Origin of the sequence: Flavobacterium sp. JLP (assembly GCF_015350755.1) — a bacterium.
Classification (GTDB): domain Bacteria; phylum Bacteroidota; class Bacteroidia; order Flavobacteriales; family Flavobacteriaceae; genus Flavobacterium.
Genome location: NZ_JADKPS010000001.1, coordinates 916,279 through 939,455, shown reverse-complemented (window position 1 = coordinate 939,455; position 23,177 = coordinate 916,279). Strand labels below are relative to the sequence as shown.

General features: G+C 32.6%; 18 protein-coding genes. 11 read left to right on the top strand and 7 right to left on the bottom strand.

Going from position 1 to position 23,177, the window contains the following annotated elements; genetic code table 11:
• Positions 1 to 24: 24 nt before the first annotated feature.
• The 5 genes from IRZ83_RS04200 to IRZ83_RS04180 all read right to left on the bottom strand — a co-directional run bounded on the left by IRZ83_RS04200 (position 25) and on the right by IRZ83_RS04180 (position 4,703).
• Complete coding sequence (locus IRZ83_RS04200) at positions 25 to 1,515, bottom strand: rhomboid family intramembrane serine protease (RefSeq protein WP_194567018.1); 1,491 nt, start codon at positions 1,513 to 1,515, stop codon at positions 25 to 27.
• Positions 1,516 to 1,580: 65 nt separating this feature from the next.
• Positions 1,581 to 2,837, bottom strand: a complete 1,257-nt coding sequence (locus tag IRZ83_RS04195) for a voltage-gated chloride channel family protein (protein WP_194567017.1) — start codon at positions 2,835 to 2,837, stop codon at positions 1,581 to 1,583.
• Positions 2,838 to 2,947: 110 nt separating this feature from the next.
• Positions 2,948 to 3,331: a RidA family protein gene (locus IRZ83_RS04190; protein ID WP_194567016.1), complete on the bottom strand. Its 384-nt coding sequence runs from the start codon at positions 3,329 to 3,331 to the stop codon at positions 2,948 to 2,950.
• Between the two features lie 153 nt (positions 3,332 to 3,484).
• Complete coding sequence (locus IRZ83_RS04185) at positions 3,485 to 3,790, bottom strand: chaperone modulator CbpM (protein WP_194567014.1); 306 nt, start codon at positions 3,788 to 3,790, stop codon at positions 3,485 to 3,487.
• On the bottom strand, positions 3,780 to 4,703 hold the full coding sequence (locus IRZ83_RS04180; RefSeq protein ID WP_194567012.1) for a DnaJ C-terminal domain-containing protein: 924 nt from the start codon (positions 4,701 to 4,703) through the stop codon (positions 3,780 to 3,782). The genes IRZ83_RS04185 and IRZ83_RS04180 overlap by 11 nt, the downstream gene beginning before the upstream one ends.
• Before the next feature lie 284 nt (positions 4,704 to 4,987).
• On the opposite strand from IRZ83_RS04180, the gene IRZ83_RS04175 reads away from it, so the two are divergent.
• A complete protein-coding gene (locus IRZ83_RS04175) occupies positions 4,988 to 5,701 on the top strand; it encodes a hypothetical protein (protein ID WP_029268980.1) in 714 nt (237 codons plus the stop codon).
• Between the two features lie 91 nt (positions 5,702 to 5,792).
• On the opposite strand, the gene IRZ83_RS04170 is transcribed toward IRZ83_RS04175, so the two are convergent.
• Both IRZ83_RS04170 and IRZ83_RS04165 read right to left on the bottom strand, forming a co-directional pair.
• A complete protein-coding gene (locus IRZ83_RS04170; protein ID WP_194567010.1) occupies positions 5,793 to 7,529 on the bottom strand; it encodes a thiamine pyrophosphate-dependent enzyme in 1,737 nt (578 codons plus the stop codon).
• 282 nt (positions 7,530 to 7,811) lie between these two features.
• Entirely contained in the window at positions 7,812 to 8,339 is a 528-nt protein-coding gene (locus IRZ83_RS04165) for a hypothetical protein (protein ID WP_194567008.1), read from the bottom strand.
• Between the two features lie 312 nt (positions 8,340 to 8,651).
• On the opposite strand from IRZ83_RS04165, the gene IRZ83_RS04160 reads away from it, so the two are divergent.
• The 10 genes from IRZ83_RS04160 to IRZ83_RS04115 all read left to right on the top strand — a co-directional run bounded on the left by IRZ83_RS04160 (position 8,652) and on the right by IRZ83_RS04115 (position 23,172).
• On the top strand, positions 8,652 to 10,574 hold the full coding sequence (locus IRZ83_RS04160) for a hypothetical protein (protein ID WP_194567006.1): 1,923 nt from the start codon (positions 8,652 to 8,654) through the stop codon (positions 10,572 to 10,574).
• A 157-nt stretch (positions 10,575 to 10,731) separates the two neighbouring features.
• Positions 10,732 to 11,064 (top strand): import component protein, encoded by a 333-nt coding sequence (locus IRZ83_RS04155; RefSeq protein ID WP_029268989.1) that lies wholly within the window; start codon positions 10,732 to 10,734, stop codon positions 11,062 to 11,064.
• A gap of 122 nt (positions 11,065 to 11,186) precedes the next feature.
• A complete protein-coding gene (locus IRZ83_RS04150) occupies positions 11,187 to 11,945 on the top strand; it encodes a hypothetical protein (RefSeq protein ID WP_194567004.1) in 759 nt (252 codons plus the stop codon).
• Positions 11,946 to 12,125: 180 nt separating this feature from the next.
• Positions 12,126 to 13,655 (top strand): glutamine-hydrolyzing GMP synthase, encoded by a 1,530-nt coding sequence (gene guaA, locus IRZ83_RS04145; RefSeq protein WP_194567002.1) that lies wholly within the window; start codon positions 12,126 to 12,128, stop codon positions 13,653 to 13,655.
• A gap of 60 nt (positions 13,656 to 13,715) precedes the next feature.
• Positions 13,716 to 15,626, top strand: coding sequence for a LysM peptidoglycan-binding domain-containing protein (locus tag IRZ83_RS04140; protein WP_194567000.1), 1,911 nt, complete (start codon positions 13,716 to 13,718; stop codon positions 15,624 to 15,626).
• A 92-nt stretch (positions 15,627 to 15,718) separates the two neighbouring features.
• Complete coding sequence (locus tag IRZ83_RS04135) at positions 15,719 to 17,815, top strand: LysM peptidoglycan-binding domain-containing protein (protein WP_194566999.1); 2,097 nt, start codon at positions 15,719 to 15,721, stop codon at positions 17,813 to 17,815.
• The gene (locus IRZ83_RS04130; protein WP_029268999.1) at positions 17,815 to 18,216 is read left to right on the top strand and encodes an OsmC family protein; all 402 of its coding nucleotides are present in this window, start codon (positions 17,815 to 17,817) and stop codon (positions 18,214 to 18,216) included. The genes IRZ83_RS04135 and IRZ83_RS04130 overlap by 1 nt, the downstream gene beginning before the upstream one ends.
• Positions 18,217 to 18,630: 414 nt before the next feature.
• Positions 18,631 to 20,559 carry a glucosamine-6-phosphate deaminase gene (gene nagB / locus IRZ83_RS04125; RefSeq protein WP_194566998.1) on the top strand — a complete coding sequence of 643 codons (1,929 nt, stop codon included), beginning with the start codon at positions 18,631 to 18,633 and terminating at the stop codon, positions 20,557 to 20,559.
• A gap of 183 nt (positions 20,560 to 20,742) precedes the next feature.
• Positions 20,743 to 20,979 carry a DUF3820 family protein gene (locus IRZ83_RS04120; RefSeq protein ID WP_056186218.1) on the top strand — a complete coding sequence of 79 codons (237 nt, stop codon included), beginning with the start codon at positions 20,743 to 20,745 and terminating at the stop codon, positions 20,977 to 20,979.
• Positions 20,980 to 21,558: 579 nt separating this feature from the next.
• Positions 21,559 to 23,172, top strand: coding sequence for a CTP synthase (locus tag IRZ83_RS04115; RefSeq protein WP_029269003.1), 1,614 nt, complete (start codon positions 21,559 to 21,561; stop codon positions 23,170 to 23,172).
• Positions 23,173 to 23,177: the final 5 nt, after the last annotated feature.

Below are 23,177 nucleotides of genomic sequence, written 5' to 3'. Positions count from 1 at the left end.
GATAAAATTGAAATTTATTTTGAATTAAACCTTATTTTGCGCCTTTTTTATTTGATTTACAATACTCGCTATTTTAAAGTTAAGGGCAAGCATTTTTTCATCATATATTGTACTGTTTTCTACGATTTTTTTATAAGCCATCTCATACAAGCTGATTCTCAGTTTACAATATTCGATAAGCAATTCATTTTGATCATGAATTTCTTTTGGCAGGTACAATTTATCAAGTTCTGTAATCAAAGTAATATTTTCATTCCAATAATAAATACCCCTATCTTTAATAAGGTACAAGGTGCTTTCTTTGTTTTCAGTATACGAATAGTCATATTGAATACTGTAGGCTTCTAATGCCATTTTTTCCATATTTGTAAATTCTTGCATTCTCTTTTCATATTCCATAACCTGATAAATATAAACTTGAGAATTTTTAAAGTTAATGAACAAAAAAAGAATGATAATTGTTGCGGTCGATGTAATAAAAGCTAACCCATGATCTCGTTTTTTGCCTGAAATACAAAGCGCCAAACCAAATATAATGCCTGTTATAAAACTCGCGATTTTTACCTCGCCATCGATTTCATCTTTAAGACATAAACCAATGTTTAGTCCAAGCAAAAAGATAATATTGATTATTATTTTAATATTTATTTTGAAGTCTAAGGTTTTGAAAATAAAAGCAATTGCTAGAATTCCGTACATGCCAAAAATAGCACCAAATGCATCAGCGCTTACAATATCTTTGTTCCAATATAAACTGCTTAAATTTGCTATTACACCACAAAATAAATAGATCATAAGAAATGCCCATTTTTTTAAATACTGTTCTAATAATAAACCAACATATGCTAATGCTATGCAATTGGCCACTAAATGAAAAAATCCGACAGGAATAAAACAAGCAGAAAGCAGTCTCCACCATTGATTTTGAAAAATCAACGGACCGTAATTTCCTCCCCAATCAATTATTTCTTGCGTTTCAGGAGCAAAAAAATGAACTCCAGAAAAAACCATAATAAAATAGTAAAGTATATTTAAATAAATTAATATTGGCGTAATAAAGTAATCTTTCGTTGGGATAAAGATTGAAAGAAAGGAGTAGAAAACGGTAATAGTGGGCTTGATTTCCTTTTCTTCTGAAATATTTTCATTCTCTATTTTAATTTGTTCCAAAAGACTATTTGGATCTAAAGTTGGATTTGAAATATCTTTTAATTTTTCAAAGTAGAGTTCTAAAAAGGCATCTGTGTTTTTCTTATTTCGACCACGATCATAAATCTGATTTCCATTAGATGAACTTGTAATTTGAACAGCATCTTCATCAAAAGAAAAAGAAATATTTTCATTCCAAGTATTTTTTTTGCTTTTTGAAACGGCGATTAATTCATTTTCATCAACAGTAATAATTATCCAGTTTAGTTTTTTGCAAATTTCTATCGCAGATAAAATAAAAGAGGTTTTAGATAAATTATTTAAGGGAGTTAATTGTGAAAAAGTTGCAGGGAATCCAAATGCCATTGTTGAAAGATTTGATTTAGGAAAAACAATACTACAAAAAAAGTCTTAATTATTAGAAAAAAATACTACAGCTGCTCTAATTCTCTTTGCTTTAATTTTTGGTACAACTTATATTTAGCTCCTTTTACAATCTGTGATTTATAAATTCCTATTGAACCAGACGAGAAATAAGCAATTGTACAGGCAACGGCTATAAAAATTCCCGGTTGAAGGCCAAATAATTCTATTCCCATAATAGTGCAGGCGATAGGAGTGTGGGTCGCGCCCGAGAATACAGCAACAAAACCTAATCCAGCTAAAAAAGCGATTGGCAACGGAATTATTAATGATAAAGCACTTCCTAAAGTTGCACCTACAAAAAATAATGGAGTAACTTCTCCACCTTTAAAACCTGCACCTAAAGTAAATCCGGTAAATAAAATTTTTAGTAAAAAGTCATACCATTGGCTAGCATTATAAAACGAATCGACAATTATAGGCACGCCCAATCCGGAAAATTTTGTTAATCCAAAACCAGCAAAAGCTATAGCTAAAAATATTCCTCCAATAAAAGGTCTTAAAGGCGGATATTTAATATTCTTTGAAAAAAGAGATCCCCACAAATGTGTGGTTCTTGAAAATAACAAAGCCGCTATACCAGATAAAATTCCAATTAGAATAGTGTATAATAATGTACTTAAATTAAATTCAGGAATGAAGGGAATGCTGTAATGTGTATGTTTTATGTGCCAAAATTCTACAGTAAAATAAGCTGCATAAGCCACTAAAAAAGACAAAATGATACTTTTAAAATTAATTTTACTGAAATATACAACTTCTAAAGCAAAAATTGCGCCTGCTAAAGGTGTTCCGAAAACAGAGGCAAAACCAGCACTAATTCCGAGAATGATCAAAATTTTTCTTTCGGAATTATCTAGATTAAAAAGTTTTGTAAACTGATCTGCAATTGCGCCTCCCATTTGTACAGCGGTGCCTTCCCGTCCGGCAGAACCTCCAAATAAATGTGTTGTTAAAGTTCCTAAAAGTACTAGAGGAGCCATTTTAAGTGGAATAACTTTTTGTGGCTTTTCATATTCTTCGAGCAATAGATTATTGCCTTTTACAACAGATTCTCCAAAATAATAATACGTGAATCCAACAATTAGTCCGCCGAAAGGCAAAAGCCAAATAATCCAATCATGATGAATTCTAAATTGAGTAACCCATTCTAAAGAAACTAAGAAAAATGCCGATGCAGATCCGGATAAAATACCTATCAAAGTACAAATCAAAATCCATTTGAAAGTTGTCAGGAATATTACTTTTAGGTTATGAGAAGTCATTAATTATTTTGAGAAAGTTTTTAGCCACGAATTCACGAATTTAAAGAAAAAATAATCAATTTGATTGTTAATTCGACATATTAATTCGTGAATTTGTGGCAACTTTTTAGTTACTGAATTACAGCAGTAAATTCAATTTCAACTAAATATTCAGGAGCAACAAGCTTGCTTATTTCGTAAAAGCCAGTTGTAGGTTTAATATCTTTAAAAAAGGCAGAGTGTGCTTTTGCTACATCTTCAAAAGTCGATATATTGGTTGTAAAAATTCGAGTTCTGATTACATCTTTCATTCCAACATTCAGATCTTCAAGTACTTTTTCAACACGTTCAAGAATATTGTAAGTCTGTGCATACGCATCGTCAGCTTTTACTTTTTCGCCATCAACAATTGCTACAGTTCCAGAAACTTCAACAATATTACCAATTCTCACGGCACGGCAATATCCCATTTTGTCTTCCCAAGGTGATCCTGTTAAGATGTTTTCTCTTTTCATTTTATATGTTTTTCGAATTTAATCAGTTTAATTTCTTGAGCAAATTCTAGTTATTTAATTCCTTGCAATTTATAAAATTTGACCGTTAAAAACAGATAAAAAGAGCTGAAATCATTTCGTAAATTCATTCTTTTTTGTGATATTTTGAAATCATTATTCTATTAAGTGATGTTCAAAAAGGCGAAGTTTATTTTGTGCTGAATTGAGATTTTGCTGCAATGTTTCAATTTTATTTAAAAGATGAGCGATTGCATCAATTCCTTCCATATTAATCTTAAGGTCATAATGAAGGCGAATCATTTTTTCAACTGCAGGAAGCTGTTTAGGATGTAAATATGAATCTTCTTCCTGAAAAATAATTTCAACCAATCCATAGTTTTGCAGTTCTGTTATAAAAGTATTTTCAATTCCGTGGTAGATACAAAATTGTTTTATTTGGATTAAATTTTTACTGTTCATGATTTCTTATTTTAGCTAATTCCTGAAATAATTCTTTTTCTTTTTGAGACAATTTTGTCGGTGTTTTTACTTTATAGGTAATGTATAAATCTCCAAACTGATTTTCTTTTTTATAAATCGGAAATCCTTTTCCTTTCAGTTTTACCTTCGTTCCGGCTTGTGTTTCCTCAGGAACTTTAATTTTTACTTTTCCATCAAAAGTGTTTACATACATTTCTCCTCCTAAAATTGCGGTGTATAAATCAAGATCGATATCCGCATAAAGATTATTTCCTTCTCTTTTAAAATCAGAATTATTTTCGATTATAAAAGTGATAAACAAATCGCCATTTGGGCCACCGTTAGCACCTGGTCCACCGTGTCCGGGAATCTTTATGATTTGACCATTTTCAACCCCAGCCGGAATTGTAATTCTGATGTTTTTTCCATTTACAGTTAAACTTTGTTTGTGTGTGGTGTAAGCTGCTGCTAAATCTAATTGCAATTCAGCATTAAAATTCTGACCTCTATATTTTGATTGGCTTCTGCTGTTTCGTGCACCTCCGCCATACATTGAATTAAAGAAATCTGAGAAATCGCTTCCGGAGAAATCCCCTCCAAAACCAGAGAAATCTTGACTGCCCTGTTGTTGTCTAGAATATTGCTGTTGCTGATTTGGGTCGTATCCTGCCTTTTCAAATTCATCTGCATGTTTCCAGTCTTTTCCATATTTATCGTATTTTTTACGATTTTCAGGATTGCTTAAAACTTCGTTTGCTTCATTTATTTCTTTGAATTTTTTCTCCGCTTCTTTATCATTCGGATTCAGATCTGGATGATATTTGCGTGCTAATTTTCGGTATGCTTTTTTGATCTCAGCTTCCGTCGCAGCTTTTGTTATTTCTAATGTTTTATAATAGTCGATATAATCCATTTTGTTTGTATTTTTAATAAAGGTAAATTAAAATATTGAAGTTAAGAATAAGTTGCTAATTATCAAATGATAAATATGTATTTATATTGACTTGCAATTAGAATAATTTTAATTAGAATTTGATTTGAATAATATTTGGCAGGTTTTTTGTTTTCCAAAAATTAGCCTAATATATTGTTATAAAAGTCTTAAAGTTAAAGTGAGTAATTAAATTATGCTATTTTTGCTTTGCTATACTATAATACTTATAAAATTATAAAAGCCGATTCGATAAAACTTATTCAATGAAGCACATTTTATTTTTCATATTATTTTTTACTGCTGTAACAGTATCAGCTCAAACGGAATTTAGTACTAAGTACAAGAGTATTCCTGCCCCTAAATTTAGTTCGAAACCTAAAAAGGCACCAACTCCTGAAATAAAAGATCCACAAGCTGATCTTGCCGAAATTCCAAGTATAAAAACGCCAAACGTTTACGATAATACCAGCATTACGACCAAATCTAAATTTCAGATAGGAGAAGAAAAGAGCAAATTTACCATGTCGACCGAAACTGAATTTGCTAATCCAGGAGATCGTTATGTAGCTAAAATGGAAAAAGATTTGGATCGAGCTTTGAAAGATGCTGGTTTAAGAGAAGGAAGAGGACAATTAATAAAGAAAAACATTTCACTGGGTGATTTTAAAACTAAATCAGAATTTTTTATTGTAAAGTTCCGAGATTTTGGTGCTATCGATGGTGATTTGGTAAAAGTTTCCTCGAATGATAAAGTAATAAGAGATCAAGTATTTTTGGATTCTAATTTTAAAGAAGTCAAAATTCCGCTTACTGCAGGTTTCAATAAACTAGATTTCGAAGCTTTGAACATTGGAAGTCTAGGAGGAAATACTGCTGAAATTCAAGTTTACGATGATAAAGGCGCACTCGTAACCAATGATTATTGGGATAATTTAGCAGCGGGTTTTAAAGCTTCAATTATTGTTACGAAAGAGTAAATGAGGTTCAAAGTCACAAAGTAACAAAGGTTCAGAGGTTTGAAAGTACAGTAACTTTCTTCCTTTGAACCTTTGTCGCTTTGAACCTTATTTATAACCCCTCTTTTAAATGCTTATAATTAGATTTGATAGTATCAAAAACTTCATCCATTTTACCTCCAAGCATTAATTTAGTCATTGATTTTGCCATTCCAGTTACTTGAGCCCATTCAACTTTTGGAGGCATTGCCAATGCATTCGGGTTTGTAAATACATTTAATAATACAGGACCTTTATGCAGAAAAGCATTTTCAATTGCCTGTGCGACATCTTCAGGTTTATGAACATTTATTCCCTGAAAACCCATTGCCTGAGCGATTAAACCAAAGTCAGGATTAACCATATCGGTTTCGTTATCTGGCAGACCGTTTACTTCCATTTCAAGTTTTACCATTCCCAAAGCGCGATTATTAAAAACAATAATTTTAATCGGGATATTGTATTGCTGAATTGTCGCCAAATCACCTAATAGCATTGATAAACCGCCATCACCGCACATTGCAATAACCTGTTGTTCAGGATGTGCAAGAGCAGCTCCAATTGCCATTGGCATTGCATTTGCCATTGATCCATGATTAAATGAACCCAGCATTTTTCGCTCTCCAGTTCCTTTAATAAATCGGGCTCCCCAAACACAGGTCATTCCCGTGTCTACCGTGAAAATAGCATCATTATCAGCTAGTTTATCAATAACATGCGCCAGATATTCAGGCTGAATTGTGTCTTCTCCACCGTTATCATCAATATAAATATTCATATTTTCTTTTACGCTGCTGTAAAATTTTAACTGTGCCTGTAAAAAACTATCATCAGTTTTGGTTTCTAAAAGAGGCAGTAAAGCTTCAATCGTATTAGCTACATCGCCACATAATCCCATATAGAGATTGGCTCTTCTTCCTAAACGTTCAGTACTGGTATCAATTTGAATAATTTTGTTATCAGTCGGCATGAATTTATCGTATGGAAAATCTGTTCCCAATAATAAGACCAAATGCGATTCGTGCATGCTATGATAAGCAGAAGGCTGTCCTAGCAAACCCGTCATTCCAATTTCATTAGGATTATTAGGCTGAATGCTCATTTTTCCTCTAAAAGAATATCCAACTGGAGCTTTTATATGATTTGATAATTGAACTACTTGATCATGCGCCTTTTCAGCTCCAATACCGCAGAATAAAGTGATTTTTTTACTTTCATTTATAGCTTTTGCTAAATGCTGTAATTCAGTATCCGAAGGCCGAATAACAGGATTACAATGAAAATATTGAGTAGATATATTGCTTTCAACCGCTTTTAGCTGCGAAACATCGCCAGGTAAACCAATAACCGCAACACCTTTTTTGCCCAAAGCATGCTGAATTGCAGTCTGAATAATTCGAGGCGCTTGCTCAGCGGTCATAATCATCTGATTGTAACAGCTGCAATCGTCAAAAAGTTTTATGGTGTTGGTCTCTTGAAAATAATCCATTCCCATTTCGCTCGTATTAATTGTAGAAGCTATTGCTAATAATGGAATATGCGAGCGATGCGCATCATACAAACCATTGATTAAATGTACATGGCCAGGACCACAGCTTCCGGCACAAACAGCAAAACCGTCTAATTCTGCTTCAGCAGCGGCGGCATAAGCGCCCACTTCTTCATGGCGTACATGAATCCATTTTATTTTTCCGTTTCTTCGTATTGCATCGTTAAAATGATTTAAGCTATCGCCGGTAACGGCATAAACGCGTTTTACACCAGCCTCTACCAACATGTCAACTAATTGTTCTGCAACTATTTTACTCATGATTGTGTTTTAAAATTAATATTTCGACAGTATAACATTGGTTATGCAGTTTACTCTCTTAATGATTACATTTTAAGATACATTTGGTTATGATGTAAAAGCAATTTTGGTATAGTTCTATAAATTTAAGGAAAAGAATTGGTTTTAGGAAAGGACAAAGTCACAAAGGTTCAGAGTCACAAAGGTTTTTTTTTAGCTACTAAGCAACAAAGGTTCAAAGCAACAAAGTTTACACTTCGTTTACCTTTGAACCTTTGTTGCTTTGCAACTTTGAACCTTTGACTAGAATGGATCCGCAGTAACTTTAAACTTCATATCTGCTTTTACAGTTACATCTTTAGTAAGCGTTTCTTTTAATGTTACTTGTGTTCTAATTTTATAGCTGTCTGCTTTTATGTATTGATCTAGTTTTTTATCGGTGCAAATTAAATCAATCATATTTGTTGTTGCCATAATATTGTCTTGATAGGCTAATTCTATTTCGTCAGAATCAGTTGTCGAAATATACAAATGAACGGATTTCAAAAAAGTAAATGTTTTATCTGAAGGATCAGAAATAGATAATTTAAGCGATCTTAATTTTACATCTTTAACTAAGCTTGCTTTCGTTTTATTATTTTCAAATTGAGCTGATGAATTTGTAGTAACATCAGGCATAATAATTTCAGTAGGCAAATTAATAGGCGAAGTGCTTTTGATTTTTATTGAAGTTTCATTCGAGATATTAAAAGTCAATAAGTCATCAACAGCATCGCAAGAAGTTAAAAACAAAGACAAAAAAAGAGAAAAGGCAATTAGTTTTGATTTCATAAAATGGTTTTTCTCTAATTACGATTTTTTCTTAGAAATGGTTTTTGTTTTAGGTTCAAAGTTACAAAGGCTCAAAGTTACAAAGGATCATTCAGAGGCATAAAGCATATGAAAAATGATATTGATATTTTTTAACCTTTGTAACTTTGAACCTTTGAGCCTTTGAAACTTTTTTGGTAATACTATTTTTATATCTTTGGTTTTTGTGATTATCCTGCGCATTGTAAATACATTTGCTTAAAGTACAAATTCCGAACGGCTATTATTTCTTCTAACTTGCAAAACAATAGTTCCAAATTTTAAATTCTTCTAATGAGTATTATTAAAATTCGCCTTCAAAACCTTTTCTATATCCTACTTGTTCATTTTTTAATCGTTAATTCTTCTTACGCACAAAAGACAAAACAAGAATTACTTCAGTTGGTAGGAAAAAAAGATTTGGCTTTAGAAAAAAAGGCAGATTATTTGTGTGAACTCAGTTCTTACTATAAAAAAACAGATACACTAAAAGCGTATGCTTGTGCGCGCCAGGCTTTGCAAATTGCAAAAGAAATGGATGCTGTCAGCTTGCAGGCCATCACGTATGAATCATTATCAGATATTGCCCGATTTACAGATAATGTTCGGCAGCAAATAAAATTTGCCGATTCGAGTTACTTATTAGCATCCAAATCTAAAGATCCAAAAGCAATGGCATATGCGAACTATGCCTTGGCTTATAAACATGAAACGATTGGCAACAAAGAAAAATACATTTATTATATGCTGCAATCTTTGTCTTATTTTGAAAAACACAAAATGAGATACGATAAGTTGGTAAATGGATATGAAAATCTAGGCGCTAGTTTTAGTGATAATAACGACTTTAAATTCTGCGAAAAATATACTAAAAAGGCTTTATACTTAAGCTACCAAAGTAAAAACCAAGTAAATATCGCCAACGCTTTAACCAGCTGGGCTCTTTTTCTAGTAAATAGTGCTGAACAAAAATCACCGGCAGATATGAAGCTGCTGCAAACCGCAGAAGCCGATTATTTAAAAGCGATTGCCATATTTGAAAATGAAAAAAAGAAAGGCAATATTAATATATCTTACGGAAGAACCTGTTTGAATCTTACCAGTCTTTATTTGTATCATTTTTTTGAAACTAAACCTGAAAAGACTTTAGAATACCTCAAAAAAACCGAAGAAGTTTGCTTAAAATTGAATGTTCCTATGCAGTTAATGGTTATGTACGGCCAGCAGGCACAATTTTACACCAATTTAAATGACTTAGCCAACATTGAAAAGGTATTAAAAAAAGTGGAGCACAATATTGCGAAAGATCCTAAAGTAAATCCGAGATATTATGCCTTGCTGTATAAAAATTATATGGATTTGGCCGAAATAAAAAATGATTTTCCATCTTATAGAAAATACTTTAACCTATATGATAAAGCAATTATGGTAATGGTTGAAAAGGAAAACAGAGCCAAAGAATACAATGCTTCTGTGCGTTTTGAAACCGAGAAAAAATCACAGCAAATTCAGTTGCTGACAGATAATTTAGAATCAAGAAAAAAAATCAGCTACTTATATATCGCGCTTTCTGTTTTTATTTTTTTTACGCTTCTATTTATGTTGCGTTCCTATCATTTTAGGCAAAAATCATATATTAAAACAAATTTATTGCTTAACAAGGCAAACGAAGAAGCAAATCTTTTGTCCAAAATAAAAGAGGAAGAAGCGATGATTGCCCTGCTGGAATCAGAATTGATAGAGAAAGAACTTCAAATTGCTATTCAAGAAAAGAAACTAAACGAACAGGAAAAAATTAAGCTGCAACAGGAATTAATGACCAATAACCTGCAATTAGAAAAGAAAAATGAGGTTTTAAAAGATATTCAGAACAAACTTCAGGTAATGAAAACAGAAAAATCTTCAGACATCAAAAACCTTTCAAAAACGATTGATAAGAGCATGGAAGTCGATGACGAATTCGAATTACTAAAAACAAGTCTTGAAAATACCAATCCTATATTTTTTTCAACTTTACAGGAAAAAGCCTCAGGCACATTAACCAAACTTGATTTTAAATATTGCGGCTACATAAAATTAGGCATGAGTACCAAAGAAATTGCCAATCACATGAATATTGAAACCCAAAGTATGAGAATGGCGCGTTACCGAATTAAACAAAAATTAAATCTCGACCGCGAAACTGATTTGGATACCTATATTACATCTGTTCAGTAAAATCAATTCGTAAGCCGTTTTTTTAACTTCAATTTATTTTCTTGTAGATATAAAATAGATACTACAATGATTGCTGTAGATAGTTAGTAGATGCTCGAATTGATAGTTTTTTGAATTGCAGGATTACTTTTGTTTTGAATATAAAAACCCAATTATCATGAACAAAAGAACGCTTTCAATTATTTCTTACATCACTATTATCGGATGGATTATTGCTTATGTAAACTACAACAAATTAACTGTAAAAGATTCGTTAACTAAGTTTCATTTGAAACAAGGATTAGGAATCGCGATTCTTGGAATTGCAGTTTCTGTTGCATTAACAATTATCGCAGTTATTATTCCAACTTTGGCAAGTATTTTAAGCTTAGCAAATCTTGGTGTTTTAGTATTATGGATTATGGGAATCATTAATGCAAATAACGAACAAGAAATCCCTGTTCCTGTTGTTGGTAAATTATTTACAGACAAATTTGATTTCATCAAATAAAAATAAAACTAAGCCAGTACGAAAAATTTTAATTTTTTGCGCTGGCTTTTTTTGATTTGAATTACAGATCTAAAAAAAATATTCTGAAAAACTCAATGAGCTAATTTAATAAACACTTTAAGATGAAAAAAGTAAACATTTTATTATTGATAATTTCTTTATGCAATGTAATTAATGGCCAAGTTATAGACAATAAACTTCAAGGGTATTACAAAGCCAAATCAGATTCGGCGATGTACTCTTTTTTTGAATTTGATGGTAACGGAAAAGTAAACATTGTTGGTATTGGAACAGGTTATTATTTTACCAAAGGCGATTCGCTTATTGTATATCCTGATAAAAGTCTTTTTAAATTCAAAATCAAAAATAATGCACTTATTGGAGCCTCAAGCTGGGTAGAAAATGAAACTTGGATTAAAAAAGATAGCGTTGTTGCCAATAATAGAAAGGATGCTGTTTTATCGCAAAAAAATGCGGTTTTGCTAAACGAATATTATAAGATAACTGACTCGAGAACGGCACTTGATTATATGCTGAGTGATACTGATACAAAAGCACATGCAGAAAAAATAAACCAGTTGTGCAATCAAGGATTAAGTAAAGCCTGTTTGGATTATTTTGGTATGCTTCTCCTGCAAGATCAAGGTTTTGAAACCTTATTAAATAATCAAAAAAATGAAAAATCAAAACCAATTAATCCTGTTATTATTGCCCTTGGAAACAAAATTATTGCCCAAGGCGAAATTGAAGGTTATACTGTTCTTGGAGCCTATTATTACTTGTTAGGAAATAAAGAAAAAGCTAAAGAGTTATGGAATACTGGTGCTGATAAAGGAAGCCAGCAATCTGCAATGGGTCTAATGCAGATCGAAATGGAATAAATTAAAAAGAGGAAAACGAACGCTTTTCTTCGAATATAATTTGGCAAAAGGTATATTTTAAAGACCTTTGAACCTTTGTAACTCTGAACCTTTATGCCTAAAAAATCGGAACAATGAAAAAAATATTATTTTTTCATTGTTCCGATTTTTCATTTTGGAATATAAAAAGTATTTTTGCGCATGCAACACAACGTACTTATTTTAGATTTCGGATCGCAATATACTCAGCTTATTGCGCGTAGAGTTCGCGAATTAAATATATTCTGCGAAATTTTTCCTTACAATCACTTTCCTAGTGATTTATCACCTTATAAAGCCGTAATTTTAGGAGGAAGCCCTTTTTCTGTTCGTGCAGAAGATGCCCCACATCCTGATTTATCTCAAATTCGAGGCAAGCTTCCAATGTTGGCAGTTTGTTACGGAGCACAATATTTAGCCCACTTTAGCGGTGGAGAAGTAGCAGCTTCGAATACCAGAGAATACGGTAGAGCAAATTTATCTTATATTAAAGAAGGCGAAACTTTCTTTAATGGAGTTTCAGAAAACAGCCAAGTTTGGATGAGTCATAGCGACAGTATCAAAGCTTTGCCAACAAATGCAGTTAAATTAGCAAGCACGCATGATGTAGAATATGCAGCTTATAAAATTGAAGGCGAAACCACTTATGCGATTCAGTATCATCCAGAAGTTTTCCATTCTACTGATGGATCAAAAATGCTTGAAAACTTTTTGGTAAACATTGCCGAAGTTCCTCAAAACTTTACACCAAACGCTTTTGTAGAAGAAATGGTGGGAGAATTAAAAGAGAAATTAGGAAATGATAAAGTAGTTTTAGGATTGTCAGGCGGAGTAGATTCTACTGTGGCCGCAGTTTTACTGCATCAGGCAATTGGTAAAAACTTATACTGTATTTTCGTAAATAATGGTTTGCTTCGTAAAAACGAATTCCAAAATGTATTAGATCAATACAAAGGAATGGGATTAAACGTAAAAGGAGTAGACGCTGGAGATCGTTTTCTTGGTGAATTAGCCGGAATCAGCGATCCTGAAACCAAACGTAAAACCATTGGACGTGTATTTATCGAAGTTTTTGATGATGAATCGCACTTAATCGAAGATGTAAAATGGTTAGCGCAGGGAACTATTTATCCTGACGTTATTGAATCGGTTTCTGTAAAAGGACCATCTGCAACGATTAAATCGCACCATAATGTGGGCGGATTGCCAGATTATATGAAATTAAAAATTGTAGAGCCGCTTAGAATGTTGTTTAAAGACGAAGTTCGAAGAGTTGGTGCTACTTTAGGAATAGATCCAGAATTGTTAGGAAGACACCCTTTTCCAGGACCTGGATTATCAATCAGAATTTTAGGAGATATTACTCCAGAAAAAGTACAAATTTTACAAGATGTTGATTCTGTTTTTATTGAAGGATTAAAATCTTGGGGATTATACGATAAAGTTTGGCAGGCTGGAGCAATTTTGCTTCCAGTAAATTCTGTTGGTGTGATGGGCGATGAGCGTACTTACGAAAAAGTAGTAGCGCTAAGAGCTGTAGAATCTACAGATGGAATGACTGCTGACTGGGTTCATTTACCGCATGATTTCTTGATGAAAGTGTCAAATGACATTATAAATAAGGTAAAAGGCGTGAACCGTGTGGTTTATGATATTAGTTCAAAACCACCTGCAACAATTGAGTGGGAATAGTAATATATTTCAAATTAAGGCGTTACATTTGTAACGCCTTAATTTTTAAACCTACTATTTATGAGAGAACTTTTAACGATTTCTCTTGTGTTTATTTTGTCTTTTAACAAAATAGCTGCGCAAGATTCATTTATTGAGCACAAAATTCAAAAAGGAGAAACCGCCTATTTTATCGCCCAAAAATATAAGGTCTCTATTGAAGAAATCTACAAATTTAACCCCGAATCACAAAGCGGTGTAAAAGATAATCAGGTAATTAAAATTCCTGTTCACGCCGCAGAAAAACCAAATCAAAATCAGCAAACTATTCATGTTGTTGGTGCAAAAGAAACACTTTACGGCTTATCCAAACAATATAATGTTTCTGTTGAAGCTATTCAGAATGCAAACACCGAAATTCTTGCCAGCGGACTTCAAATTGGTCAAGAGTTAACTATCCCGCAAAATCCTGCAAATCTTCCTAAAACTGAAAATATAGCTTCTTTAAAAACGACACATCAAGTTGTTGCAAAGGAATCTTTATTTAGTATCGCCAGACAATATAATGTCTCGGTACAAGATCTTGAAAATCTGAACAAAGATTTATTATTAGCAGGTTTACAGATTGGTCAGACTATTACAATTCCGAATAAAAGAAAAACTTTAGACGGGCGAGTTCGCGTTATTAATAAAGAAACGCTTTTTCATGTTGTTGAGCCTAAAGAAACCAAATTTTCCATTGCTAAAAAATACGGCATTTCAATTGATCAGTTAGAATCTCAAAATCCGGAAATTGTAAATGGTTTAGTAGTTGGAAATAAATTAGCTATCAATACAAAAGAAATTAAACCAGCAAATGAAAGTGAAGAACTAATGATGGCTCTTGCTGAAAAGCAGGTTGTTGTAGAAAAGACAAAAGCCAAAACGGTTGAAATTGATGATTTGAAAGACAGATTGGTTATTCAGAAAGAAATGAATCAGAAAATCATAAAAATTAATGATTTGAAAGTCAATTTAAATGAAATGAACGGTTCTAAAGAAAATTCGGTTGAAAAACTTCGTTTGGTTTTAGAAGCCAATAAAAATGTTCAGGATATTTTAATGGCAAAATTAGATTCATTAGTCAACACAATGAATAATGATTTGGTTGATTTAAAACGAATGGACGTTTTGAATGTTGACGAATCAAAACGCTTAGAAAAGAAATCCTACGAAAGCATTGGGCAGACCAGCGAGCTTTCTTCTCAATTAAAAAAAGAATTGGCAGAAAACAGAAAAGCATATGCCGGTTTAATGAATAAAGTAGAAAGAATTGCTGTTGAAGAAAATCAGGAATACAAGAAGAAAATCCGCGAAAGCGAAAAAAATAATAACGTAACTTCTTTGCAGCAGCGCCTTTCTTTAGAAGAAATTAAACGTTACAAAATAGAGCAGGAACAAGGCGATGAAAAAAATCAGCTTTTGATTGCTAAAATTGATTCGCTGGATATTCAAAAGAAAATTGAAGTAAAAAGACACATCAGCAAAGCTTCTTATTATAGTATGGAAGCACGAAAATTTGATGACAAACTGGCTTTGGTAAAATTGAAAAAGTATCAGGATGAAGCAGTTAAAAAACAAAATTCGGCTGAAACTTCAAAAACAATTTCATTAGAAGAAATGAAACAAGAATTGAAGGATAATCCGCTGAGAACCGATAAAACGGTAAAGGTTGAAGTTTATGATAATCTTAAAGAAGTTTCAAACGGGTATTATTTAGTTTTAGGTATATTTACAGACGCAACACTTAGAGATAAGTTTATTATGAAACTCATTGATTCTGGTGATTTTAACGCTAGTTTCTTCTTCAATATAAACAGTCTTTCATATTATGTTTATTCAGATAAATTCCAAAATATGGAAGAAGTTTTATATAAATGCAAGAAAAAAGAAGAAGATGAGTTATATAAAGAAATTATTATTGCCAAAGCAGAAATTGATCTGAGGCAATAAATTTGCGCAAATCAACAAGTGGCCCGAATCTTGCTTGACAAGAATTATCAACTTGTTTTTGAATTAAAAATTAAATTGTTTTAAGTCTTATTATGAAATATTATTCAACATTATTGTCGCTTGTTTTTATGGTTACCTGTTCTGCTTTTTCACAAGAAAAAGTGGTAAAGTACACTGTTTCAAGTGGAGAAAACGTTAACCAGATTGCAGTAAAATTTAAAATTACGCCCTACGATATCTATCAGTTGAATCCAGACGCCCGTAATGGAGTAAAACCAAATACCGTTTTGCTTATTCCGACAAAAACCGCGTTAAAAACAGAAGCGTCTGTCGCGAAAACAGCTGGAAATACAAAAGATATTATTCATGAAGTACAGCCAAAAGAAACTTTTTATAGTATTGAACATAAATACGGAATTTCAGATGAAGCTTTAAAAGCAGCAAATCCTTTTTTAGAAAAAGATGGTGTTCAAATAGGGCAAAAATTAGTAATTCCAGCAAAAGGCTCTTCAGGCAAAAATGTTGCTTCCTATAGTAAACCAGCTAAAACTGCAGCTCAGGAAAAATATATTTATCATGATGTCGTTGCTAAAGAAACTAAATACTCGATTGCAAAACAATATAATACAACAGTTGAAGATTTAGAAAAACGCAATCCTGAAATTGTTTCGAGTTTGCCAGTTGGTTATAGAATTACCATAAAAGGAACGGCTCCAAAAACAGATACCCCTGCTCCAGTTGCAAATGCTGCTAAGCCAGCTGAAACTAAAAAAGCAGCTGAAACTCCAAAAAGAGTAACTACTTATATGGAATATCAAGTTAAGCCAAAAGAAACTTTTTATAGCTTAGGAAGAACCTTTCATATCACTCAAGAAGAATTGACAGAGTTAAATCCGTCCCTTTCTGAAGGTGTAAAAGAAGGAATGGTTTTAAAAGTTCCGTCAGGATATCTTACGCCAACGCCAATAATTGCACAATCACAGCCAGTTGAAAAACCAATTGAAAAACCAATAGAGAAATCAATTGATAATTCAAGTGGAGGCGGTATAAAGATTTTAGAAAAGGTGAAATCTGAAACTATTTCTGCAAATCCAGAAGTAGTTGAATTGACTAAAAAAAGGGGACAGAACGATCGTAAAAAATTAGTTTTATTATTGCCTTTTAATTTGGCTAAAATGCAAAACGATACTATGAGTGCTGCAAACCGAATTAAAAATGATAAATTTTTAAACATGACGCTGGATTTTTATTCAGGTGCGATGATGGCTATCGATTCGGCGAAAACCTTAAAATTGCCAATCGATGTTGCGATTTATGATTCGGGAGAAACTAAAACGAACTCTAATGTTTCGAGTTTAATTGCTCAAAATAAACTTCAGGATGCACATGCTGTTATCGGGCCATTTTACCAAAATAATGCCGAAACTACAGCAAACACATTGCGTTTGTATAATATTCCTGTAATTTCTCCATTGTCTAAAGACTCAGCAAATCCTATCGATAATTTATATCAAACGATACCATCGAATGATGTAGTTAGAAATTCGATTTTTGACTATATGCGTTCTAAAAACGGAAATATTGTTGCAGTTGTAGACAAGAAAAAAGAATCGGTTATCAGTTACATTAAACAAAATCAGAAAGGTGTTGTTTTTGCAGCATTATCAGAAACCGGAGGCTTGGATGTTGCAAACTTAAAAAGTTTATTGATTCCAAACCGAATGAATTATGTGGTAATGGAAACTGGAAATACAGCCATGATCAAAACAACAATTAAAGCCTTGCTTGATTCTCAAAAATCTTGTCAGGTTCAATTAGTGATTTTAGAACCAAACAGTACGCTTGATACAGATGAAATTAGTTTTGAAAGTTTAGTGAAATTAAAATTAATGTTTCCTTCCGTAACTCGTGAAAGTGATGAACCAGCAGTTTTGATTTTTGATAAAGAATACCGATTGAAAAATAAGGTAAATCCAGGTACGTATGCAACTCGCGGATTTGACGTAACTTTTGATACTATGATGCGTTTGGTACAAGGAAAAACGTATCAGGAAACAGCAGATTTAATGACGACAGAACAAGTTGACAATAAATTTCAATTTTACAGAAAAGAAGATGGCGGACACGCAAACAAAGGTGTTTACATTTTATATTACGATAGCGATTTAACTTTAAAAGTAGCAAATTAATGACATCAAAAGTAACCTATTTAGGCGATTTAAGAACAAAATCAATCCACGTGCAATCCGGAAGTGAAATCATTTCTGATGCACCGCTTGACAATAACGGAAAAGGTGAGGCTTTTTCTCCAACAGATACGGTTGCGAATGCTTTGGCAAGCTGTATGATGACTATTATGGGAATAAAAGCTCGTGATATGCAAGTGAACATTAATGATTCGACAGCTGAAGTAACCAAAATAATGAATGCAGAACCAAGACGAATTGGAGCTATAGAAATTGTATTTGAAATGAAAGGCGAAGTTGATCAAAAAAATAAAACAATTCTAGAGCGCGCAGCAATGACTTGTCCAGTGTTTTTAAGTTTAAGCTCAGAAATTGAAAAACGAATTACTTTTAACTGGAATTAATTTTTAAAAACATAAAATTTTAAGCCGTCACTTCGACGGCTTTTTTTGTATTTTTTTTTTAGATAATAATAAAAAATTAACAAAATATTCATATCAAATTTTGGTCATTAAAAATATAATCCTGTATCTTTGCCTTGCAAAAAAAATGCATTTTAATGCAAAAATAACGCAAATATTGAAGCTGAAAAGAGTTCTCTTCAATATTTTTTTTGGAACATTTTTTAACAGATAAAAATTATTCCAAAGTTCTGCTTCAAATCAATATTTAAATTTTGTTGGATTCCATTTATAAAGAATTTATCTTTATATGATGTTGATTGCTAAATTTTTAGTAAAATTATAACCTGCATTTTACTCAAATAAAATTAAATTTTTGATAAGAATTTACGATTAGAAAAATTAAAAAATCATATCATGTTAAAAAGTAAAATTGACAAAGCAACAGGATTCGAAAAACGATTCGAAAACATCAATACGGTTGTTTTTGAAAATTCTTCTGATGCTTCAAAAGCAGTTGCTCAGGAAATTGCGGCTTTAATTCAATCCAAACAAAAAGAAAATCAGCCTTGTATTTTAGGACTTGCAACTGGTTCTTCCCCAAAAGGATTATATGCAGAATTAGTTCGTCTGCATAAAGAAGAAGGTTTGAGTTTTAAAAATGTAATCAGTTTTAATTTGGATGAATATTATCCGATGGAGCCAAACTCAATCAACAGTTATGTTCGTTTTATGAAAGAACTGCTTTTTGATCATGTTGATATTTTGCCTGAAAATTATCATGTTCCGGACGGACTTTTAACAAAAGAACAAATTGCAGATTATTGCCACGATTATGAGGCAAAAATTGAAGCTTTAGGCGGAATAGATTTGCAGATTCTAGGAATTGGAGGAAACGGTCATATTGGTTTTAATGAATCAGGTTCGCTTCAAAATTCAAAAACAAGACTGGTGGCGCTGGACCATATTACAAGAGTTGCGGCAAGCAAAGATTTTTCTGGTTTGAGCAATACGCCAAGAACTGCAATTACACTTGGAGTAAAAAAAATTATGGAGGCCAAACAAGTTATTTTGATGGCTTGGGGAGAAGGAAAATCAAATATTATAAAGAAATCTGTTGAGGATGAAGTAACGAACCAGATTCCAGCTTCATTTTTACAGGAACATAATAATGCCGTTTTTGTTTTAGATAAAGAAGCTTCTTCTAAACTAACAAGAATCAACAGACCTTGGCTGGTTGAAAAAGTAATTTGGACAGACAAATTAATCCGTAAAGCAGTTTTAGGATTAGCACTTGATCTTAAAAAACCAATTTTAATGCTTACTGATGCCGATTATATCGAAAACGGAATGAGCGATTTATTGGCAGATTCTGGACCGGCATATGATATCAATATTAAAATTTTCAATAAACTGCAAAATACCATTACAGGCTGGCCGGGCGGAAAACCAAATGCAGACGATTCTAATAGACCAGAAAGGGCTGAACCTGCTAAAAAACGCGTGCTGATTTTTAGTCCACATCCGGATGATGATATTATCAGTATGGGAGGAACCTTTATGCGTCTGCAGGAGCAAGGGCATGAAGTGCATGTTGCATACCAAACCTCTGGAAATATCGCTGTCGCGGATGATGAAGCGTTGCGTTTTGCAAGATTCGTAACGGATTACAATGAAAAATTCGGCATTAAAAGTGCTGAGGCTGAAAATATTTATCAGAAAGCAGTAACTTTTTTAACCAACAAAAAGAACAGTGAAATCGATATCCCAGAAGTTCGTTACATAAAAGGGCTTATTAGAAAGGGAGAGGCAAGAGCAACAAGTCATTTCGTTGGTTTAACTGATGATCAGATTCACTTTATGGAACTGCCTTTTTATGAAACTGGCACAATTGAAAAGAAACCAATCGGAAAAGAAGACATTCAATTGACAATGGATTTAATTGAAAAAATCAAACCGCATCAAATTTATGCTGCAGGAGACTTGGCTGATCCGCACGGAACACACAAAGTATGCCTGGATGCTATTTTTGAAGCTGTAAAAGCATTAAAGCCAAAATCATTTATGGATGACTGCTGGCTTTGGTTGTACCGAGGTGCTTGGCAGGAATGGGGAATTGATGAAGTCGAAATGGCAGTCCCAATGAGTCCTGATCAGGTTTTGGCAAAACGCCACGGAATCTTCAAACATCAGTCTCAAAAAGACGGCGTTGTTTTTCAGGGAACTGATGCCAGAGAATTTTGGCAAAGAGCTGAAGACCGAAATGCCGAAACCGCTGCTTTATACCAGCAATTAGGTTTGGCAACTTACGCAGCTATGGAAGCTTTTGTGAAGTGGGAATATTAGTCACAGTTTAAAGCCTCAGTCTTCAGTGCCAATTTCAACTGTAAACTGTTATTGAGACAGAAAACTATTTTTAAGTCTGAGGCAAAAAAATAAAAAAATACAATAGCTTTGTACCAATTAGAAGCAAGAAAAAAAGAATCAATCGATATTCTTTAATCTTGCTTCTTTTTTTCTTTAAAAAAAATGGAACAAGACAAAAAACTGCTGATAAAATTAGCGCACACTAAAATGCCTTTCGGGAAATACGAAGGCCGATTTTTAATCGATTTGCCGGAATATTATGTGGTATGGTATCAGAATAAAGGTTTTCCAAAAGGAGAATTAGGACAGCAATTACAGCTTATTTATGAATTGAAATTAAATGGACTTGAAGAATTAATCAGGAATATAAAAAAGCAATATCCAAAACCTTTAAAATAGTAGGAAAAATACTTTGCTATTTCATTTTTTTTGTTTAAATTTGATATATAAAAATATTACAATTTTAAAAACTAATTGATACCACAGAATTCCAGATTGAATTTATAAATGTGTACAAGTCAATATTTTGAAATTATAATATTTGATACATAAAAAATATTATAATTTTTAAAAACAAATTGACACCACAAAATTCAAGACTGAATTTGTAAATGTGTACAAGTCGATGTTTTAAAATTATAATATTTTTTTATTTAAATTTACTTCAATAAAGCTGTTATTGCAGCTTTTATAGTGCACCTTTTATGTTATTTGCGTGTAATACTACAAACCTTTGAAATAGCAGGAAACGATCTTCAATCATTGTTTTTTATTTATTGAGTATAGCGATATGGTATTTTGCTTTAAGATATATTCAAAAAAAACTCTAATTAAAAGTTAAAATTATCGATTACAAAACCAAGTAATCGTTCTCTTTAAAAAATTGCAAATTATCTCATTCTCTAATTGATAAATTGTCTAATTAAATTTGTACTTTTGCCAAGTTTTTTACACAACTACAATACAAACAACAACAGAATGAATCAAACAAAATATATTTTTGTTACAGGCGGTGTGACTTCTTCTTTAGGAAAAGGAATTATCGCGGCATCTTTAGCAAAATTGTTACAAGGAAGAGGTTACCGTACAACTATTCAAAAATTCGATCCGTATATAAATGTAGATCCGGGTACTTTAAATCCTTACGAACACGGAGAGTGTTATGTAACGGATGATGGAGCTGAAACAGATTTAGATTTAGGTCATTACGAGCGTTTTTTAAACGTTCCTACTTCTCAGGCAAATAACGTTACTACAGGAAGAGTTTATCTTTCGGTTATTGAGAAAGAAAGAAGAGGAGAATTTTTAGGAAAAACGGTTCAAGTTGTTCCTCATATTACAAACGAGATCAAAGACAGAATGCAATTGCTTGGAAAATCAGGCGATTATGATATTGTAATTACTGAAATTGGCGGGACTGTTGGTGATATTGAGTCTTTGCCTTATATTGAGTCTGTTCGTCAATTGGTTTGGGAGTTAGGCGAAAATAATGGAATTGTTATTCATTTAACATTAGTTCCTTATTTGGCTGCAGCAGGTGAGTTGAAAACAAAACCAACACAGCACTCGGTTAAAACCTTGATGGAAAGCGGAATCAAAGCAGATATTTTAGTTTGCAGAACGGAGCATGAATTGTCTCAGGAACTTCGTCAAAAGTTGGCTTTGTTTTGTAATGTTAAGAAAGAAGCAGTTATTCAATCAATTGATGCTTCAACAATATATGAAGTTCCAAATTTAATGCTTGAAGAAGGATTAGATGTTGTCGCTTTGAAAAAATTAGATTTACCTAAAAAAGCATCTCCAGATTTAAAAAACTGGAATACTTTTTTACGCAGATTAAAAAATCCAAAACATACGGTAAATATTGGTTTGATTGGTAAATATGTAGAAATGCAGGATTGTTACAAATCTATTTTAGAGGCGTTTATTCATGCAGGTGCTGCGAATGAAACTAAAGTAAATGTAATTTCTATTCACTCAGAACACATCAATATTGACAATGTAGAGGAAAAACTAGGAACTCTTGACGGTGTTTTAGTCGCTCCAGGTTTTGGTGAAAGAGGTATTGAAGGAAAAATCGAAGCGGTTCGTTTTGCGCGTGAAAATAATATTCCGTTTTTCGGAATTTGTTTAGGAATGCAAATGTCTGTTATCGAATATTCTAGAAATATATTAGGTTACAAAGAAGCAAACTCTACTGAGATGAACGATAAAACGAAACATCCGGTTGTGAATTTGATGGAAGAACAAAAAACAATAACAGACAAAGGCGGAACTATGCGTCTTGGAGCTTGGAAATGTGATATTAAACCAAATACTTTGGCACATAAAATCTACGGTCAAAAAACTATTTCTGAGCGTCACCGTCACCGTTATGAATATAATAATAAGTATAAAGATGAATTGCAGAAAGCAGGTTTAATCGCTTCTGGAGTTAATCCTGATACAGGTCTGGTTGAGATTATAGAACTTGAAAATCATCCGTTTTTCATTGGAGTACAATACCATCCTGAATACAAAAGTACAGTTGCAAACCCACATCCAATTTTTGTAAATTTTGTGGCTGCAGCGGTAAATTCGCATAAAAAATAATAATT

What these genes read in the sequence shown, in the direction of transcription:
- IRZ83_RS04200 (WP_194567018.1), bottom strand. Translation starts at nt 1,515, where the DNA reads ATGGCATTTGGATTCCCTGCAACTTTTTCACAATTAACTCCCTTAAAT.
- IRZ83_RS04195 (WP_194567017.1), bottom strand. Translation starts at nt 2,837, where the DNA reads ATGACTTCTCATAACCTAAAAGTAATATTCCTGACAACTTTCAAATGG.
- IRZ83_RS04190 (WP_194567016.1), bottom strand. Translation starts at nt 3,331, where the DNA reads ATGAAAAGAGAAAACATCTTAACAGGATCACCTTGGGAAGACAAAATG.
- IRZ83_RS04185 (WP_194567014.1), bottom strand. Translation starts at nt 3,790, where the DNA reads ATGAACAGTAAAAATTTAATCCAAATAAAACAATTTTGTATCTACCAC.
- IRZ83_RS04180 (WP_194567012.1), bottom strand. Translation starts at nt 4,703, where the DNA reads ATGGATTATATCGACTATTATAAAACATTAGAAATAACAAAAGCTGCG.
- IRZ83_RS04175 (WP_029268980.1), top strand. Translation starts at nt 4,988, where the DNA reads ATGAAGCACATTTTATTTTTCATATTATTTTTTACTGCTGTAACAGTA.
- IRZ83_RS04170 (WP_194567010.1), bottom strand. Translation starts at nt 7,529, where the DNA reads ATGAGTAAAATAGTTGCAGAACAATTAGTTGACATGTTGGTAGAGGCT.
- IRZ83_RS04165 (WP_194567008.1), bottom strand. Translation starts at nt 8,339, where the DNA reads ATGAAATCAAAACTAATTGCCTTTTCTCTTTTTTTGTCTTTGTTTTTA.
- IRZ83_RS04160 (WP_194567006.1), top strand. Translation starts at nt 8,652, where the DNA reads ATGAGTATTATTAAAATTCGCCTTCAAAACCTTTTCTATATCCTACTT.
- IRZ83_RS04155 (WP_029268989.1), top strand. Translation starts at nt 10,732, where the DNA reads ATGAACAAAAGAACGCTTTCAATTATTTCTTACATCACTATTATCGGA.
- IRZ83_RS04150 (WP_194567004.1), top strand. Translation starts at nt 11,187, where the DNA reads ATGAAAAAAGTAAACATTTTATTATTGATAATTTCTTTATGCAATGTA.
- guaA (WP_194567002.1), top strand. Translation starts at nt 12,126, where the DNA reads ATGCAACACAACGTACTTATTTTAGATTTCGGATCGCAATATACTCAG.
- IRZ83_RS04140 (WP_194567000.1), top strand. Translation starts at nt 13,716, where the DNA reads ATGAGAGAACTTTTAACGATTTCTCTTGTGTTTATTTTGTCTTTTAAC.
- IRZ83_RS04135 (WP_194566999.1), top strand. Translation starts at nt 15,719, where the DNA reads ATGAAATATTATTCAACATTATTGTCGCTTGTTTTTATGGTTACCTGT.
- IRZ83_RS04130 (WP_029268999.1), top strand. Translation starts at nt 17,815, where the DNA reads ATGACATCAAAAGTAACCTATTTAGGCGATTTAAGAACAAAATCAATC.
- nagB (WP_194566998.1), top strand. Translation starts at nt 18,631, where the DNA reads ATGTTAAAAAGTAAAATTGACAAAGCAACAGGATTCGAAAAACGATTC.
- IRZ83_RS04120 (WP_056186218.1), top strand. Translation starts at nt 20,743, where the DNA reads ATGGAACAAGACAAAAAACTGCTGATAAAATTAGCGCACACTAAAATG.
- IRZ83_RS04115 (WP_029269003.1), top strand. Translation starts at nt 21,559, where the DNA reads ATGAATCAAACAAAATATATTTTTGTTACAGGCGGTGTGACTTCTTCT.